20 protein-coding genes and 1 pseudogene are annotated in these 15,956 nt (G+C 61.0%); 11 read left to right on the forward strand and 10 right to left on the reverse strand.

Annotation, left to right across the window (positions count from 1 at the left end):
• Positions 1-151 precede the first annotated feature (151 nt).
• The 10 genes from hisC to BG841_RS01100 all read right to left on the reverse strand — a co-directional run bounded on the left by hisC (position 152) and on the right by BG841_RS01100 (position 7,929).
• Positions 152-1,207, reverse strand: coding sequence for a histidinol-phosphate transaminase (gene hisC / locus BG841_RS01055; RefSeq protein WP_070055965.1), 1,056 nt, complete (start codon positions 1,205-1,207; stop codon positions 152-154).
• The gene (hisD, locus tag BG841_RS01060; protein ID WP_070055966.1) at positions 1,204-2,529 is read right to left on the reverse strand and encodes a histidinol dehydrogenase; all 1,326 of its coding nucleotides are present in this window, start codon (positions 2,527-2,529) and stop codon (positions 1,204-1,206) included. The genes hisC and hisD overlap by 4 nt, the downstream gene beginning before the upstream one ends.
• Before the next feature lie 58 nt (positions 2,530-2,587).
• On the reverse strand, positions 2,588-3,232 hold the full coding sequence (gene hisG / locus BG841_RS01065; RefSeq protein WP_070055967.1) for an ATP phosphoribosyltransferase: 645 nt from the start codon (positions 3,230-3,232) through the stop codon (positions 2,588-2,590).
• Between the two features lie 47 nt (positions 3,233-3,279).
• Positions 3,280-4,542: a UDP-N-acetylglucosamine 1-carboxyvinyltransferase gene (gene murA, locus BG841_RS01070; RefSeq protein ID WP_070055968.1), complete on the reverse strand. Its 1,263-nt coding sequence runs from the start codon at positions 4,540-4,542 to the stop codon at positions 3,280-3,282.
• Positions 4,543-4,572: 30 nt separating this feature from the next.
• On the reverse strand, positions 4,573-4,815 hold the full coding sequence (locus BG841_RS01075) for a BolA family protein (protein WP_070055969.1): 243 nt from the start codon (positions 4,813-4,815) through the stop codon (positions 4,573-4,575).
• Positions 4,816-4,879: 64 nt separating this feature from the next.
• Entirely contained in the window at positions 4,880-5,194 is a 315-nt protein-coding gene (locus BG841_RS01080; RefSeq protein ID WP_070055970.1) for an STAS domain-containing protein, read from the reverse strand.
• Positions 5,191-5,847 carry an ABC transporter substrate-binding protein gene (locus BG841_RS01085; RefSeq protein ID WP_141737126.1) on the reverse strand — a complete coding sequence of 219 codons (657 nt, stop codon included), beginning with the start codon at positions 5,845-5,847 and terminating at the stop codon, positions 5,191-5,193. Before BG841_RS01085 ends, BG841_RS01080 begins: the two co-directional genes overlap by 4 nt.
• A 30-nt stretch (positions 5,848-5,877) precedes the next feature.
• Entirely contained in the window at positions 5,878-6,327 is a 450-nt protein-coding gene (gene mlaD, locus BG841_RS01090; RefSeq protein ID WP_070055972.1) for an outer membrane lipid asymmetry maintenance protein MlaD, read from the reverse strand.
• A 10-nt stretch (positions 6,328-6,337) separates the two neighbouring features.
• Positions 6,338-7,120: a lipid asymmetry maintenance ABC transporter permease subunit MlaE gene (gene mlaE / locus BG841_RS01095; protein WP_070055973.1), complete on the reverse strand. Its 783-nt coding sequence runs from the start codon at positions 7,118-7,120 to the stop codon at positions 6,338-6,340.
• Positions 7,117-7,929: an ABC transporter ATP-binding protein gene (locus BG841_RS01100; protein WP_070055974.1), complete on the reverse strand. Its 813-nt coding sequence runs from the start codon at positions 7,927-7,929 to the stop codon at positions 7,117-7,119. The genes mlaE and BG841_RS01100 overlap by 4 nt, the downstream gene beginning before the upstream one ends.
• 203 nt (positions 7,930-8,132) lie before the next feature.
• Between BG841_RS01100 and BG841_RS01105 the strand changes: the two genes are divergently transcribed.
• The 11 genes and pseudogenes from BG841_RS01105 to yjgA all read left to right on the forward strand — a co-directional run bounded on the left by BG841_RS01105 (position 8,133) and on the right by yjgA (position 15,956).
• Positions 8,133-9,101 carry a KpsF/GutQ family sugar-phosphate isomerase gene (locus tag BG841_RS01105; protein ID WP_070055975.1) on the forward strand — a complete coding sequence of 323 codons (969 nt, stop codon included), beginning with the start codon at positions 8,133-8,135 and terminating at the stop codon, positions 9,099-9,101.
• Positions 9,101-9,658, forward strand: a complete 558-nt coding sequence (locus tag BG841_RS01110; protein WP_070055976.1) for a KdsC family phosphatase — start codon at positions 9,101-9,103, stop codon at positions 9,656-9,658. Before BG841_RS01105 ends, BG841_RS01110 begins: the two co-directional genes overlap by 1 nt.
• Positions 9,658-10,248, forward strand: a complete 591-nt coding sequence (gene lptC / locus BG841_RS01115) for an LPS export ABC transporter periplasmic protein LptC (RefSeq protein ID WP_070055977.1) — start codon at positions 9,658-9,660, stop codon at positions 10,246-10,248. The genes BG841_RS01110 and lptC overlap by 1 nt, the downstream gene beginning before the upstream one ends.
• Positions 10,232-10,759 carry a lipopolysaccharide transport periplasmic protein LptA gene (gene lptA / locus BG841_RS01120; protein WP_070055978.1) on the forward strand — a complete coding sequence of 176 codons (528 nt, stop codon included), beginning with the start codon at positions 10,232-10,234 and terminating at the stop codon, positions 10,757-10,759. The genes lptC and lptA overlap by 17 nt, the downstream gene beginning before the upstream one ends.
• Before the next feature lie 29 nt (positions 10,760-10,788).
• On the forward strand, positions 10,789-11,514 hold the full coding sequence (lptB, locus tag BG841_RS01125; RefSeq protein WP_070055979.1) for an LPS export ABC transporter ATP-binding protein: 726 nt from the start codon (positions 10,789-10,791) through the stop codon (positions 11,512-11,514).
• 179 nt (positions 11,515-11,693) lie between these two features.
• Positions 11,694-13,257, forward strand: a pseudogene (locus tag BG841_RS01130) (RNA polymerase factor sigma-54).
• Between the two features lie 75 nt (positions 13,258-13,332).
• Positions 13,333-13,641, forward strand: a complete 309-nt coding sequence (gene hpf, locus BG841_RS01135) for a ribosome hibernation-promoting factor, HPF/YfiA family (RefSeq protein ID WP_070055980.1) — start codon at positions 13,333-13,335, stop codon at positions 13,639-13,641.
• An 85-nt stretch (positions 13,642-13,726) separates the two neighbouring features.
• Positions 13,727-14,215, forward strand: coding sequence for a PTS IIA-like nitrogen regulatory protein PtsN (gene ptsN, locus BG841_RS01140; RefSeq protein ID WP_070055981.1), 489 nt, complete (start codon positions 13,727-13,729; stop codon positions 14,213-14,215).
• Positions 14,216-14,228: 13 nt separating this feature from the next.
• Entirely contained in the window at positions 14,229-15,110 is an 882-nt protein-coding gene (rapZ, locus tag BG841_RS01145; RefSeq protein WP_070055982.1) for an RNase adapter RapZ, read from the forward strand.
• 8 nt (positions 15,111-15,118) lie between these two features.
• The gene (locus BG841_RS01150; protein ID WP_070055983.1) at positions 15,119-15,388 is read left to right on the forward strand and encodes an HPr family phosphocarrier protein; all 270 of its coding nucleotides are present in this window, start codon (positions 15,119-15,121) and stop codon (positions 15,386-15,388) included.
• A 31-nt stretch (positions 15,389-15,419) separates the two neighbouring features.
• Positions 15,420-15,956, forward strand: a complete 537-nt coding sequence (gene yjgA / locus BG841_RS01155; protein WP_070055984.1) for a ribosome biogenesis factor YjgA — start codon at positions 15,420-15,422, stop codon at positions 15,954-15,956.

The following is a 15,956-nucleotide window of genomic DNA, read 5'->3' on the forward strand; positions in this document are numbered from 1 at the left end:
GGGGCTACTGCATTGCTTCGGGCAGTGGGTGTTTATTCCCTCTCCCGCAAGGGGCGAGGGGAGTATGTTGTGCCCTCACCTGCTGGGCGCCGCGGACGTTTGTTTGCCCCCTCTCCCCTCGCGGGAGAGGGCTGGGGAGAGGGGGGAGTATTCAGACCAGTTGTGCTACGCCTTCGAGTAGCTGGCTGTTCTGTTCCGGGGTGCCGATGGTGATGCGCAGGTAATCGCTGATGCGGGGCCGGTTGAAGTGGCGCACGATGATCTTCTTCTCCCGAAGCGCCCGGGCCAGTTCCTCGCCGCTGTGGTCGGGGTGGCGGGCAAACACGAAGTTGGCGGCAGAGGGTAACACCTCAAATCCGTTGGCCGCCAGTGCGGCGGTGACCCGCTCGCGCTCGTCGATGACCGTCCGCCGACAGGCTTCGAAATACTCGGTGTCCTCGAGGGCGGCGATGGCCCCTACCTGCGCCAGCTTATCCAGCGGATAGGAGTTGAAACTGTCCTTGACCCGCGTCAGCGCTTCGATGAGATCCCGGTGACCGATGGCAAATCCGACCCGCAGGCCCGCCAGCGAGCGGGATTTGGAGAAAGTCTGGGTGACCAGCAGGTTCGGGTACTGATCCACCAGGCGGATGGCAGTCTCGCCGCCGAAATCCACGTAGGCTTCGTCCACCACCACCACCCGTTCAGGGTTGGCCTGCACGATGGCCTCTACGTCAGAAAGTGGCAGGCAACGCCCGGTCGGCGCGTTGGGGTTGGGGAAAATCACCCCGCCATTGGGCTGCTGGTAATCCGCCGGATCGATTGCAAAGTGCTCGGTCAGCGGCACGACCTGACTGTCGATGCCATACAGACCGCAATACACCGGATAAAAACTGTAGCTGATGTCCGGGTACAAAATGGGCTGATCCTGCTGGAGCAGGGCCTGGAAGATATGCGCCAGCACCTCGTCGGAGCCGTTGCCCACGAACACCTGATCGGTGTTGACCTGGTAATAATCCGCCAGCGCCTGCTTGAGGGCGTCCGCTTCCGGATCCGGATACAGCCGCAGGCTGTCATCGACGGCGGCGGTGATGGCGGCGATCACCCGGGGGGACGGGCCAAACGGGTTTTCGTTGGTGTTCAGCTTGACCAGATTGTCCAGCTTGGGTTGCTCACCGGGTACGTAAGGCTCCAGCGTGCGCACCAGCGGGCTCCAGAACTTGCTCATGACTGGGATTCTCCGTCGGATTGAATACGGTATTCTGCCGAGCGGGCGTGGGCGGTCAGGCCCTCGCCCCGGGCCAGCACGGACGCCACCCGCCCCATGGTGTCGGCGCCCCGGGCGGAAAAGCCGATCAGCGAGGAACGCTTCTGAAAGTCGTACACCCCGAGTGGCGACGAAAACCGGGCGGTCGCCGAGGTGGGCAGCACGTGGTTGGGGCCGGCACAGTAGTCCCCCAGGGCTTCCGCCGTGTAGCGGCCCAAAAAGATGGCGCCGGCGTGACGGATCTGCGCCAGCAGGCTGTGGGGGTTTTCCACCGACAATTCGAGATGCTCGGGCGCAATGCGGTTACTGATGGCAGCGGCTTCCGCCAGATCGGCGACTTCGATCAGTGCACCGCGCTGATTCAGCGAGGCGCGAATGATGTCGGCACGCTCCATGGTGGGCAGCAACTTCCGCATACTGGCCTCCACCTGATCCAGAAACTCCCGACTCGGGCTGAGCAGAATCGACTGGGCCTGCTCGTCGTGCTCGGCCTGGGAGAACAGATCCATGGCGATCCAGTCCGGATCGGTGTGACCGTCACAAATCACCAGGATTTCCGACGGGCCGGCGATCATGTCAATGCCCACTGTGCCGAACACTTCCCGCTTGGCGGTGGCCACGTAAATGTTGCCGGGTCCGACGATTTTATCCACCGCCGGAATGGTGGCGGTGCCATAGGCCAGTGCCGCCACCGCCTGAGCGCCGCCGATGGTGAACACCCGGTCTACCCCGGCGATTGCGGCGGCGGCCAGCACCATCTCGTTGAGCACCCCACCCGGGGTGGGCACCACCATGATCACTTCACCCACCCCGGCCACTTTCGCCGGGATGGCATTCATCAGCACCGACGACGGGTAGGTTGCCTTGCCCCCGGGCACGTACAGCCCGGCACGGTCCAGCGGCGTTACCTTCTGGCCCAGCAGGGTGCCGTCCGCTTCTTCATACTGCCAGGACGCCTGCACCTGATGCTCGTGGTAGTCCCGCACCCGCTGAGCCGCCTGCTGCAAGGCCTCCCGCTGGGCGGCGGGGATCGTCTGCAGTGCCTGTTGCAGGCGCTCCGGCGGGATCTCCAGCTCGGCCACACTGGCTGCGTCGAGCTGATCAAACTGGGTGGTGAAGCGGAGCACGGCGGCATCGCCTTCGGATTTCACCGCCTGCAGAATATGCCGGACCGAATCGTTAACCTGTTGGTCCACGCTGCCTTCCCAGGCCAGCAGCCGGCCCAGCTCGGCATCAAAATCGGCCTGCGCAGCGCACAAGCGGGTAACGGTCAGGTCAGTCATGGCAGGACTCCTGCTTTCACTAGTCAGTAGGGGCGCCGGGGCGGTCAGCCCGGCGGAATCAGTGTGCCTGGCGCTGCGCGACGGCGGCGCTCATCTTGTCGATAATGGGCTGCAACTGCCGGTGCTTGGTTTTCATGGACGCCCGATTGGCCACCAGCCGGGTGCTGATGTCCGCAATCAGATCCCGCGGCTCCAGGCCGTTGGCTTTCAGAGTATTTCCGGTATCAACGATATCCACAATTTCGTCGGCCAGCCCCAGAATGGGGGCCAGCTCCATGGCGCCATAGAGTTTGATGATATCCGCCTGGCGTCCCCGGGCGGCATAATAACGCCGGGCCAGATCCACGAACTTGGTGGCCACCCGCAATCGCCCCTGGGGCGGCTGCTGGCCTCTGGGCCCGGCGGTCATCAACCGGCACCGGGCGATGTTCAGATCCAGGGGTTCATACAGCCCTTCCGCACCATGCTCCATCAGTACGTCCTTCCCCACCACGCCCAGATCCGCCCCCCCGTACTGGACATAGGTGGGCACATCGGTGGCGCGGAGGATCAGGATACGCACGTTCGGGTCGGTGGTGGGAAACACCAGCTTGCGCGACTTGTCGACGTCGTCGATCAGTTCGATCCCGGCCTCTTCCAGCAGCGGCAGGGTTTCCTTGAGGATGCGGCCTTTCGATAACGCAATGGTGATGGTTTCGGTCATTAGTTGTTCCGGCTGTTGATCCGCTTGGTTCATTGACTCACTGGCCGTCAGGCGGGCAGACGACGAATACTGCCACCCAGCAACTGCAGTTTTTCTTCAATACACTCATAGCCCCGGTCGATGTGATAAATCCGGTCCACAATGGTGTCACCGCCCGCCACCAGACCGGCGATCACCAGACTGGCCGAGGCGCGCAGATCCGTGGCCATCACCGGTGCGCCGGTGAGGTGATCCACCCCGGTAATAATGGCAGCGTTGCCTTCCAGGGTGATGTCCGCCCCCATACGGATCAGCTCGTGCAGGTGCATGAACCGGTTTTCAAACACGGTTTCAACGATGGTGCCGGTACCTTCGGCAACCGCGTTCATGGCCGCAAACTGGGCCTGCATATCGGTCGGAAACGCCGGATACGGCGCCGTTCTCAGGCTGACCGCGCGGGGCCGGTTGCCCTTCATGTCGAGCTCGATCCAGTCGTCACCGGTGCTGATGTGGGCACCGGCTTCTTCCAGCTTGATCAATACCGCATCCAGCAGACTGGCCCGGGTGTCCTTGAGTTTGACCCGGCCCCGGGTCGCCGCTGCGGCCACCAGATAAGTACCGGTTTCGACCCGGTCGGGCAACACGTCGTAATGGCAGCCATGGAGTCGTTCCACCCCATGAATTTCGATGGTTGAACTGCCGTGGCCGCGGACATCCGCGCCCATGGCAATCAGGCACTCGGCCAGATCCACCACTTCCGGCTCACGGGCCGCGTTTTCCAGAATGGTGACCCCATCCGCCAGCGCCGCCGCCATCATCAGATTTTCCGTACCGGTGACGGTCACGGTGTCCATGAAGATATGGGCCCCCTTGAGGCGGCCATTGGATTTGGCTTTGATGTAGCCATTCTCCACCTTGATGGTGGCGCCCATCTGCTCCAGACCCTGGATGTGCAGGTTGACCGGCCGGCTGCCGATGGCACATCCACCGGGCAGAGACACTTCGGCTTCGCCAAAATGCGCCAGCAGTGGCCCCAGCACCAGAATGGAGGCGCGCATGGTTTTCACCAGTTCATAAGGCGCGTGAAAGTGCTTGATGGTATTGGCGTGGATTTCAACGCACAATTTTTCGTCCACCATCAGCTCAACCCCCATGCGCCCCAACAACTCGATCATTGTGGTAACGTCGTTCAGGTGGGGCAGATTGCCCACCGTCACCGGCTCGTCGGCCAGCAAGGTCGCCGCAAGAATGGGCAAGGCTGCATTCTTGGCCCCGGAAATACGAATTTCTCCGTCTAGCGGCTTACGGCCACGAATCAGTAGTTTATCCACAATAATTTTCCTGTAATTGGCGGGCCGGCATCAACCTTTACGGGCGGCCCATTCGGCCGGAGTAAATGCTCTGGGATGCAGGGCGTGAATCGCACCGTCCATGAGGGGCTGGAACAGCGCTTTGTTGATCATTTGCTGGCGTTTGACTGTGCTCAGGCCCTCAAACACATCGCCTATCGCCACCACCAGGTAATGGTTACCATCCACCTGCACTTCAATTTTGCAGTCCGGCAACTCTTTTTCGACCAGCGCAGCAACTTCATGGGCTTCCATAAACACAATCCTCGGGATCAGAAATACGTCAGGTGCGGAATTGTAACGAATATCAGGGGCAAGGTCAGCCTTGCTCGTGCCCGCCGGCGAACCCCGGCAACAGGTCGGTGACGCCGCCCAATGCCGCCAGCGCCTGCAGGCTGCGGCCTGCGCCCACAAATTCGACCGTTTTCCCCTGCGCCTGGGCGGCGCGCATCCAGCACAGGGCCAGCGACAACACCACGGTGTGCGGCTCGGTGACGCCGGCCAGGTCGATCACCACCGGCGACGGCACCTGCGCCACCAGCTCCTCCCCCCGGGTACGCAACGGCAACACCTGCTCCGGGGTGACGTTGTCAGTCACCGTCAGCCGCGAACCCTCGACCCGGATACCGCTCAAGACCCTGCCCCCTGTTCATCAAGGTCCATGGTGTCCACCACTTCACTGGTCCAGCCATCGATGACGGCCTGAATGTTGCCGCGCTGCTGCTCCACTTCCTGACTGAACCGGTCGCGGAACGCCAGGCCAATGTTGATGCCTTCCACAATGATGTTTTCCATCATCCAGGTCTGATTATCCTTGCGATACATGGAGTAGGTCACCGGGTGACGGTTGCCGGAGCCAGATACAATTTCCAGCTGCACCGATGCGCGATGGCCGTTGCCCTCGTGGATGACCGCGTCTTTGACGCTGATGGTGAAGCTGTCGGTTTCCACCAGTGCCTTGGCGTAGCTGTCAAACAGACTGCGTTTGAACCGGTCTACAAACTCGTCCCGCTGTGCGGGCGTGGCCTGCCGCGCATACCGGCCCATGACCCGGGCTGCGATCCGGCGAAAATCCACAAAGTCTTCCAGCGCATCGTTCATGCTGGTGTAAAACGCTTCCGGATCGGTGGTATAGAGCCCTTTTTCAGCGTTGAGCCGGGCCACCAGCTGCTGGGTATTGGTGTCCACGTAGCGTTTCAGGCCGGTTTCGTCGGCTGCGGCGGTGCCGGAAAAAACCAGCAGTAACGCCAGGCCCCCCAACAGGGCACCAAAACTTCGTAACATCATCATCGGTTGTTTCTCCTTACGGGTTGCGCGTTACTTGCCGGACGCAAAATTACTGATGATCCGCTCAAGGTTCATGGCGGACTGGGTCGCATAAAACGCGTCGCCGTCCTGCATGTACTCCTCATCTGCACCAACGGAAATATCCACGTATTGCCCCCCCAGCAATCCGGAGGTACGAATGATCGCGGCACTGTCGGTGGGGATGTTGTCGACCGTGGCATCGATCCGCATGGTGACCCTGGCCTGATAGGTGTTGGTGTCCAGCTCGATGGCACTGATGGTCCCCACGGTGACCCCCGCCATGGAGACTTTACCCCGCGGTGCCAGCCCCCCGGCATCGTTGAAGCGGGCCGAGACCGTATAGGTGCTGCCGGCGGCGGTCGGTGACAAGCCGCTGACCTGCAAGGCCAGAAACAACAACGCCGCAAAACCGGCGACCATGAACAGCCCGACGATGATTTCTATTGCTCTCTGATTCATAAACAGTCCCTTAAAAGTTCCCGAACATCACTGCGGTCAGTACGAAATCCAGCCCCAGTACGGCCAGTGACGAATACACCACGGTCTTGGTGGTGGCGGAACTGATACCCGCCGAGGTCGGAACGCAGTCGTACCCCTGAAACACCGCAATCCAGCTGCACACAAACCCGAAGACGATGCTTTTGATGATGCCGTTGACCACGTCGTCCCAGAAGCTGACGGACGCCTGCATGTTCGACCAGAACACGCCTTCAAACACCCCCAGCCATTCCACCCCCACCATCATGCCGCCCCAGATGCCGGCGACCGAAAAGATCAGCGCCAGCAGCGGCATGGCAATAAAGCCCCCCCACAGACGGGGCGCCACAATGCGGCGCAGCGGGTCGACCCCCATCATCTCCATGCTGGACAGCTGCTCGGTGGCTTTCATCAGACCGATTTCCGCGGTCAGCGCCGAACCGGCGCGCCCGGCAAACAACAGGGCGGTGACCACCGGTCCCAATTCCCGCACCAGGGTCAGGGCAATCATCTGCCCGATCGCATCCTCCGAACCAAAATCGCTCAAAATGGTGTAGCCCTGCAATCCCAGCACCATGCCAATGAACAGGCCGGATACCACGATGATGGCGAGGGACAACACCCCGATGCTGTACAACTGCCGCACCAGCAACGGCAAGCCGGCGATGGGCCGGGGGGTGCCCGTCAGCACCCCCACCAGGAAAACGCCCGCGCGGCCGAAGGCGCGCAGACTGTCGATGCCCCGGGCACCCAGGGTGGCAAGCCAGCCGGTCATGGGCGACCTCCGTGCAAGGCCCAGTCGCTGGTCTGCGCCGGGGCGGGGTAGTGGAAAGGCACCGGTCCGTCCGGATCGCCGTGCAGGAACTGCTGCACCTGGGCGGAGGGGTGCTGACGCAAATCGTCCGGTGTGCCCTCTCCGATCACCCGGCCATCGGCAATGATGAACGCGTAATGGCAGATGCCCAGGGATTCGGGGACATCATGGGACACCAACACGCTGGTCAGGCCCATGGTGCTGTTCAGGTCGCGGATCAGCTTGACCAGCACCCCCATGGCCACCGGATCCTGGCCGGCAAACGGTTCGTCGTACATGATGAGTTCGGGGTCCAGGGCGATGCTGCGCGCCAGAGCGATGCGCCGGGTCATCCCGCCGGACAGTTCCGACGGCATCAGGTCCCGGGCGCCCCGTAACCCCACCGCTTCCAGCTTCATCAACACGATGTCGCGGATCATGTCGTCGGGCAGACGGGTATGCACCCGCAACGGAAAGGCGACGTTTTCAAACACGCTCAGATCGGTGAACAGCGCACCACTCTGAAACAGCATGCCCATCTTCTCCCGCAACAGGTACAGCGCCTTGCGCTTCAGCCGGTGAACCGGCTCGCCGGCGACCACAATTTCACCGCTGTCGGGCTTGAGCTGGCCGCCGATCAGGCGCAGCAGAGTGGTCTTGCCGGTGCCACTGGGGCCCATAATGGCGGTTATCTTGCCCCGGGGGATGTCCAGGGTAACGCCATCAAAAATGCGCCGCGACCCGCGGGAAAAAACGACATCTTGCAACGAAATGTAGGAGGCAGAACTCATAGTCTTCCATTATCCAGCGTGCGATGACCTCAAAATCCTGGGGCAGTACAGTAGTTGAACTGCTCCCCAAGCTCAATCATGGCAACCTAAAATAATGTTATAGCGGGCCGCATTGACCCGTACCTTTTGGCGCGCGGATCTGCCCGATTAAGGTGATATACTTGCCCCTGGCTGCAGAACCCACACCACCAACCGGACACTCTATGAGCACACAGTACAGAGACTCGGCCCTGAAAACGATTCACATTGAACGCGACGCCATTGACGCCCTGCTCCAGCGCATCGACGACAATTTCGAGCGGGCCTGCGACATAATCATGGCCTGTGACGGTCGGGTGATCGTCACCGGCATGGGCAAGTCCGGCCACATTGGCAGCAAAATTGCGGCCACCCTGGCGAGCACCGGCACCCCCGCTTTTTTCGTCCACCCGGGGGAAGCCAGCCACGGCGATCTGGGCATGATGACCGGTAGAGACGTGGTCCTGGCCATATCCAACTCCGGCAACACCAGTGAAATCGTCACCATTCTGCCGCTGCTCAAACGGATGGGCGCCCCCCTGATCAGCATGACCGGCAACCCCTCGTCGCTGCTCGCCCGGGAAGCCATAGCCAACCTGGACGTCAGCGTTACCCAGGAGGCCTGTCCGCTCGGGCTGGCACCCACCTCGAGTACCACCGCCACCCTGGTGATGGGCGACGCGCTGGCGGTGGCCCTGCTGGAAGCCCGCGGGTTCAGCGCGGAGGATTTTGCCTTTTCCCACCCCGGTGGGGCCCTGGGCCGGCGCCTGCTGCTGCGGGTGGCGGATATCATGCACACCGGCAAGCAGTTGCCGCGAGTCACCGAAGGCACCAAGCTCAGCGGTGCGCTGCTGGAAATCTCCCAGAAGGGCCTGGGTATGACCACCGTGGTCGACCGGGAGGGCAACCTCTCCGGCATCTTCACAGACGGCGACTTACGCCGTACGCTGAACCAGCCGATCGACATTCACCACACGCCCATCGAGGACATCATGACCCGCAACGGTAAAACCATCCGCGAAGACCAGCTGGCGGCCGAAGCCCTGAAGTTGATGGAAGATCTTAAAATCAACGCCCTTGCGGTGCTCAACCAGGATGGCCAGCTGACCGGGGCGATCAACATGCACGATCTGCTGCGTGCAGGAGTTCTGTGATGACCGCAACCTGTAAACCCGTCTGGCCGGCGGATATTCTCGCCAGGGCCGCCGCCATCCGCCTGCTGGTGCTGGATGTGGACGGCGTGATGACCGACGGCACCCTGCTGTTCAGCGCCAGTGGCGACGAGCTGAAAGCGTTCAACATCCTGGATGGTCTCGGGCTGAAACAGGTGCTTGCGGCGGGGATTGAGGTGGCGGTGATCACCGGCCGCTCCTCACCGCTGACTGCGCGACGCATCAACGATCTGGGTATCCGGCACCTGTTCCAGGGGCGGGAGGACAAACGCACCGCGTTGCTGGAACTGAGCCAGACTTTGGAGGTGCCCGCGGAACACACCGCCTACATGGGCGATGACCTGCCCGATCTGGCGGCCATCCAACACGCCGGTCTGGGGGTCAGCGTGCCCAATGGCCACTGGTTTGTGCGCCAGCACGCCGACTACTGCACCCGCGCGGCCGGCGGTGCGGGCGCGGTGCGGGAGTTGTGCGACCTGCTGCTGGAAGCCCAGGACCAGCTGGCCACCACCCTCACGCCGTACCTGGGATCGCCCTGATGGCCGGCTCCCGACTGTTGTCCCGGGTGCGCGTCCGCAACCTGGCCCTGCTGGTGTGCACCGGCATACTGGTGGCCCTGTTGTGGCAGAGCGACGAACGCCGGGTACCGACCGACAGCAGCGACCTGCGCGGTGAAGGCGAGCCGGACGGCTTTGTGGTCAACGGCCGTTTCATGGCGTTCAACGCCGACGGCCAGCTGGCCTCCGCCATCGACAGCCCGCGCATCGAACAGTTTGACCAGACGCAGCGCGCCGTTATGAGCACCCCCCAGGCGACCATGTTTGAGGAAAAATCCGGTAAACCCTGGCATCTGACCGCCGACAATGGCACATTTCTGGAAGCCACCAATGTGATCGAACTGACGGGCAACGTGGTGGTCACCCGGCCCCTGCAGGATGAGCGCACCGCCACCCTGACCACCGACAGCCTGACCATAGACAACCGCACCCGCACCGTGTCTACCGACGCACCGGTACTGATGACCGATCAGCGCAATGTGACCCGGGCGGTCGGCATGAAAGCACAGATAGACGAGCGTATTCTGGAACTCAAGTCACGCGTAGAAGGACACTATGAGCCTGCACAATAAGGGAACCATTCCCGCACTGTCCGCATGGATGGCCGCTGCCCTGCTTGCGGTCACGCCTGCCCACGGCTTTGACCTGCAGTCGGGCGAGCCCATCACCATCAACGCCGACAGCGGCCGCATGGACGACACCCGCGGCATCGCCACCTACTCGGGCGATGTGGTGGTCACTCAGGGCACCACCCGGCTGTCCGCCGACCGCGTCATGCTGTATCGGGACGAGGGTGAACTCAGCCGCATTGAGGCCAGTGGCCGGCCGGCTCGCTACCAGCAGCCCACCGAAGCCGGCAAAGGGGAGACCGATGCCCAGGCGCTGAGCATCACCTACGCCTCCCGGGACGGCTTGCTGATTCTGGAGCAGGAAGCGGTGATCAAACAGGACGGCAATCTGTTTCGCGGTGACATCATCCACTATGACACCGCCCAACGGGTGGTTACCGCCGAAGGCACCACGCGGGAAGACAACTCCAAAGGGCGCATCGAAATCATCATCCAGCCGCGGCCGCAAAACTAACCGCCCCATCGATCTCAAGAAGGAACAGGATGGCAGTCCTCAGAGCCAGCAATCTGGCAAAAAGCTACAAACAGAAAAAAGTGGTGATCGATGTCTCGCTGGAGATTCGCAGCGGCGAAATCGTCGGTCTGCTGGGCCCCAACGGCGCGGGTAAAACCACCTGCTTCTATATGATCGTCGGTCTGGTCGGGGCGGATCATGGCCGCATTACCATCGGCGACCAGGACATCACCCCGCTGCCCATGCACGGGCGCGCCCGCAAGGGGATCGGATACCTGCCCCAGGAAGCCTCGGTGTTTCGCAAGCTGAGTGTCAGCGACAACATCATGGCCATTCTGGAGACCCGCAAAGCCCTGCGCCGCAACGAACGCCGGCAAAAACTCGAAGAACTGCTCGAAGAGTTCCACATCACCCACATCCGCGACAGCCTGGGCATGGCCCTGTCGGGGGGCGAGCGGCGCCGGGTGGAAATCGCCCGCGCCCTGGCCATGGAGCCGTCGTTCATCCTGCTGGACGAGCCCTTTGCCGGTGTGGATCCCATCTCGGTCAGTGACATCAAGCAGATTATCCGTCATCTTCGGGACCGGGGGATCGGCGTGCTGATCACCGATCACAATGTGCGCGAGACCCTGGATATTTGTGAAAACGCCTACATTGTCAGCGGCGGCCATATCATCGCCTCCGGACAGGCAGAAGAAATCCTTGCCAATCAGAAAGTTAAAGATGTTTACCTGGGGGACGAGTTCAGTCTGTGAGGCCGGCACCCGGATTGTGTTGCCTGGCACAAGCAAGTAGACTCGGCAGAGAACTTGCTTGTATTATGAAAACAGCGTTAAGTAACTGCCCTATAACAATTTTTACAATGGCAGCGCCTATTCTGATGCGCTGCCATCGGCGGCAGGAGTGAACGAGTGACGGTATTTAAATCATGGTAATGAAAGCTTCTCTGCAACTAAAACTGGGCCAGAGTCTGACCATGACCCCCCAGTTGCAGCAGGCCATCCGACTGCTACAGCTTTCTACCCTGGATCTGCAACAGGAAATCCAGCAGGCCCTGGAGTCCAACCCCATGCTGGAGGAACTGGACGAGCACGACAGCGCCACTGACGGGCTGAACGCGGAGTCGGACGAGGCTGCGGGCGACCGGGAGGCGGACGCCACGCCGGCCGACAGCCCCGAGCACAGCGGCGACGGCCCGAGCGCCGACAGCGCCGCAGACACCAACTGGGACGAACCGGAAAGCGCCCCGGACTGGTCGGCGGACACTGACATGCCCGACAAGATCCCGGATGACCTGCCGGTGGATACTGCCTGGGAAGACGTTTACCAATCCTCGAGTGCGCCGGCGTCCCGCCAGGACGACGACAACGACTTTGATTTCGAGACCCGCAACTCCCCCGCCGAAACCCTCCAGGACCATCTGGAGTGGCAGTTGAATCTGACGCCACTGAGTGAGCGCGATTCCGCCATCGCCTACGCCCTGCTGGATTCGGTAGATGAGCGGGGCTATCTGGTGTCGGAGCTGGAGGATATCCGCTCCGGGTTGTCCAATGAACACGACGACAACCCCTTGGAACTGGAAGAACTCGAAGTGGTGCTGCGCCGGCTGCAGCACTTCGACCCACCCGGGGTGTTCGCCCGCAACCTGCAGGAGTGCCTGCTGATCCAGCTCAACCAGTTGCCCCCTGACACCCGCTGGCTGCCGCAGGCACGGCTGGTCATCACCCATTACATCAACCTGCTGGGCAACCGGGATTACGCCCAACTGCTGCGCCGCAGCCGGATGAAGGAAGAGCAGCTGAAAGAGGTGCTCGGGCTGATCACTACCCTCAACCCGCGCCCCGGTGACAGCATCGATCAAGCCGAACCGGACTATGTGATCCCCGATGTGGTTGTTCGTAAAGACAATAACCGCTGGAAAGTGGAACTCAACCCGGAGATCGCGCCACGCATTCGTGTCAATACCAGCTATGCTTCATTGATACGGAGGGGCGATAACAGTGCTGACAACACCTACATGCGCGACCAGCTGCAGGAAGCCAAGTGGTTCATCAAAAGCGTGCAGAGCCGTAACGAGACCCTGCTCCGGGTCGCCACCCGGATCGTCGAGCACCAGCAGGCGTTTCTGGAACATGGCGACAAGGCCATGAAACCCCTGATTCTGGCGGATATCGCCCAGGCGGTGGACATGCACGAGTCCACCATTTCACGGGTCACCACGCAGAAATACATGCACACCCCCCGTGGCATTTTCGAGTTGAAGTATTTTTTCTCCAGCCACGTCGGTACCGACGACGGAGGGGAGTGCTCTTCGACCGCGATTCGTGCGATGATCAGGAAACTGATTGACACAGAAACCCCCCAAAAAACCATTGAGCGACAACAAAATTGCCGCCATGCTGGGAGAGGATGGAATTAACATCGCGCGCAGAACGGTTGCCAAATACAGGGAGTCGATGCAGATCCCGCCTTCAAATGAGCGCAAACGGTTAGTGTGATTACGTCATAGCCATGTGGTTATGGTACCCCGCCAGTGCTCCGCGCACTGGCCCGCTGATAAATAGGAGAAGCCTATGCAACTCAATATTTCAGGCCATCACATCGAATTGACTGCCCCTCTGAAAGCGTATGTTAGTGACAAATTCCAGCGTATTGAGCGCCATTTTGATAACATCACCAATTGCCAGGTCATACTCCAGGTCGAAAAACTACGCCAGAAAGCGGACGCGACACTCCATGTGAGCGGTGGTGAAATACACGCAAAGGCCGAAGAAAATGACATGTACGCAGCCATTGACGCCCTTGTAGACAAACTGGATCGGCAGATCCTCAAGTTCAAGGAAAAAAATATTGCACGTATGCAAGGCAGTGGCGACCGCTAACAGGTATCCTTGCACGCATACCACATGATTGCGCTGCGATACGACTTCCGTATCGCAGCCTTTTTTTAGGAAACACTGTCTATTCATGACGGACACAGCTCTCACTATCGAAACCATTCTCGCTCCCGAGCTGGCGCTGTGCCGGGTTCCGGCCACCAGCAAGAAGCGGATTCTGGAATTCATCGCCGGCGAAGTGCATAAACACCTTCCCGAACTCGATGCGGTACAAACCTTCAACAATCTGGTGGCCCGGGAACGGCTGGGCAGCACCGGCATCGGCCAGGGCATCGCCATCCCCCACTGCCGGCTGGAAAATTGCACCAAGGTGATCGGGGTGCTGCTGACGCTGGAAGAGGGTGTTAATTTTGACGCCATCGACAACCAGCCCGTTGATTTGCTGTTCGCGCTGATTGTGCCCAAAGAGGCCACCAGCGAACACCTGGAGCTGCTCAGTCAACTGGCGGAAAAATTCAATGACCGGGAGTTCTGCAACGAACTGCGCCAATGCACGGACAACGCGTCCCTGTATCAGCGCATGACCGACTCCGGGGGCGACACAGGCAACACTGTATAACGGGTGACACCCTATGAAACTGATCGTGGTCAGCGGCCGGTCCGGCTCGGGCAAAAGTACGGCGCTGCATGTACTGGAAGATCTGGGCTATTACTGCATCGACAACCTGCCCATCGGATTGCTGTTTCCGCTTATTCGCGAAGCCACCCAGCACGCCTCACCGGGACGGCTCAAAAACATGGCGGTCAGCATCGATGCCCGCAACCTGTCGGATGAGCTCGCCAATTTCGAGGCCATTCACCAGCAGCTTACCCAGACCGGGGTGAACGCGGACGTTATTTTTCTGGACGCCACCGACCAGTCGCTGCTGCAGCGCTTTCACGCCACCCGGCGCAAACACCCGCTGAGCAACGACACCACCTCGCTGCGGGAAGCCATTAGCTGCGAGAAAACCCTGCTGGAGCCGCTGGCCCGGCTGGCCGATCTGTACATCGATACCACCGAGCTGTCCATGTACGAGCTGCGGGACATGGTTAAACAGCGCATCGTCGGCCGCCGGGAGCAGGAGCTGGCGCTGCTGATCCAGTCGTTCGGTTTCAAGCACGGGGTGCCGGTGGATTCCGATTACGTCTTCGACGTGCGCTGCCTGCCCAACCCCTACTGGGACACCAGCCTGCGCCAGTTCACCGGCATGGACCAACCGGTGATCGATTTTCTGGAAAGCGAGCCCATGGCCAAACAGATGACCGCAGACCTGATCGGGTTTCTGGACAACTGGCTGCCGTCCTTCGCCGCCAGCAATCGCAGTTACATGACCATCTCGATCGGTTGCACCGGCGGCCAGCACCGTTCGGTCTACATCAGCGAGCAGCTGGGGCGACACTTTGCCGCCCACTATGGCAACGTGCAGGTCCGGCACAGCGAACTCCCCCACCTGAAACTTGACCCCCGCTGAGAAGCCCCATGATTTGCCAGTCTGTTGTTATAGTGAACAAGCTGGGGCTGCACGCCCGCGCGGCCGCCAAACTGGTGTCCACGGCGGCCAATTACCAGAGCAGCATCCACATTGCCCGTGATGACCGCACCGTGGACGCCAAGAGCATCATGCCGGTGATGATGCTGGCGGCCAGCCAGGGCACCACCATCGATTTACTGGTGGATGGCCCGGATGAAGAGGCCGCCATGAACGCTCTGGTGGAACTGATTGCAGACTGTTTCGGCGAAGGCGAGTAGAATCCCAGGCGGACACACTAAAGGAAAGACGATGACAGACCACCACCCCGAGCCGGATGCGGAACACGACTATGGCCCCAGCAAATCCCAGCTGAAGCGGGAGATGCACGCGCTCCAGGATCTGGGTAAGCGCATGCTGGCACTGAGCAAAAGCCAGCTGGACACCCTGCCGATCAGTGACCGCCTCAAGCGGGCCCTGGAAGAGTCGGCCCGCATCAAACAGCACGAAGCCCGCCGCCGGCACCTCCAGTACATTGGCAAAATCATTCGCAGCGAGGACGACATAGACGCCCTCACCACCGCCATAGATGCGTTCAATGTGGGCAGCGAGGAGCACACCCGTCGCCTGCACATCGCGGAACACTGGCGGGAACGGTTGCTCAACGAAGGCAATGCCGCGGTGAACGCATTCCTGCAGCATTGCCCGGAAGCCGACGTTCAGCATTTGCGCAATCTGGCGCGCAACGCCCGTCGCGACCTCCAGAAGCCGCAAGCCACCGGGCACAGCCGCAAGCTGTTCCGTTATTTACGGGAATGCCTCGACGACGCCCGGCAGGGACAGGGTTAA

The sequence above is a fragment of the Marinobacter sp. X15-166B genome (assembly GCF_001752365.1).
GTDB lineage: Bacteria > Pseudomonadota > Gammaproteobacteria > Pseudomonadales > Oleiphilaceae > Marinobacter.

Excerpts from the sequence above, each read along its gene's own strand:
- BG841_RS01150 (WP_070055983.1), top strand. The coding sequence starts at position 15,119 with ATGATTTGCCAGTCTGTTGTTATAGTGAACAAGCTGGGGCTGCACGCC.
- mlaE (WP_070055973.1), bottom strand. The coding sequence starts at position 7,120 with ATGACCGGCTGGCTTGCCACCCTGGGTGCCCGGGGCATCGACAGTCTG.
- hpf (WP_070055980.1), top strand. The coding sequence starts at position 13,333 with ATGCAACTCAATATTTCAGGCCATCACATCGAATTGACTGCCCCTCTG.
- hisD (WP_070055966.1), bottom strand. The coding sequence starts at position 2,529 with ATGACTGACCTGACCGTTACCCGCTTGTGCGCTGCGCAGGCCGATTTT.
- hisC (WP_070055965.1), bottom strand. The coding sequence starts at position 1,207 with ATGAGCAAGTTCTGGAGCCCGCTGGTGCGCACGCTGGAGCCTTACGTA.
- hisG (WP_070055967.1), bottom strand. The coding sequence starts at position 3,232 with ATGACCGAAACCATCACCATTGCGTTATCGAAAGGCCGCATCCTCAAG.
- BG841_RS01110 (WP_070055976.1), top strand. The coding sequence starts at position 9,101 with ATGACCGCAACCTGTAAACCCGTCTGGCCGGCGGATATTCTCGCCAGG.
- BG841_RS01105 (WP_070055975.1), top strand. The coding sequence starts at position 8,133 with ATGAGCACACAGTACAGAGACTCGGCCCTGAAAACGATTCACATTGAA.
- lptC (WP_070055977.1), top strand. The coding sequence starts at position 9,658 with ATGGCCGGCTCCCGACTGTTGTCCCGGGTGCGCGTCCGCAACCTGGCC.
- lptA (WP_070055978.1), top strand. The coding sequence starts at position 10,232 with ATGAGCCTGCACAATAAGGGAACCATTCCCGCACTGTCCGCATGGATG.
- rapZ (WP_070055982.1), top strand. The coding sequence starts at position 14,229 with ATGAAACTGATCGTGGTCAGCGGCCGGTCCGGCTCGGGCAAAAGTACG.
- BG841_RS01085 (WP_141737126.1), bottom strand. The coding sequence starts at position 5,847 with ATGATGTTACGAAGTTTTGGTGCCCTGTTGGGGGGCCTGGCGTTACTG.
- BG841_RS01075 (WP_070055969.1), bottom strand. The coding sequence starts at position 4,815 with ATGGAAGCCCATGAAGTTGCTGCGCTGGTCGAAAAAGAGTTGCCGGAC.
- yjgA (WP_070055984.1), top strand. The coding sequence starts at position 15,420 with ATGACAGACCACCACCCCGAGCCGGATGCGGAACACGACTATGGCCCC.
- ptsN (WP_070055981.1), top strand. The coding sequence starts at position 13,727 with ATGACGGACACAGCTCTCACTATCGAAACCATTCTCGCTCCCGAGCTG.
- lptB (WP_070055979.1), top strand. The coding sequence starts at position 10,789 with ATGGCAGTCCTCAGAGCCAGCAATCTGGCAAAAAGCTACAAACAGAAA.
- BG841_RS01100 (WP_070055974.1), bottom strand. The coding sequence starts at position 7,929 with ATGAGTTCTGCCTCCTACATTTCGTTGCAAGATGTCGTTTTTTCCCGC.
- mlaD (WP_070055972.1), bottom strand. The coding sequence starts at position 6,327 with ATGAATCAGAGAGCAATAGAAATCATCGTCGGGCTGTTCATGGTCGCC.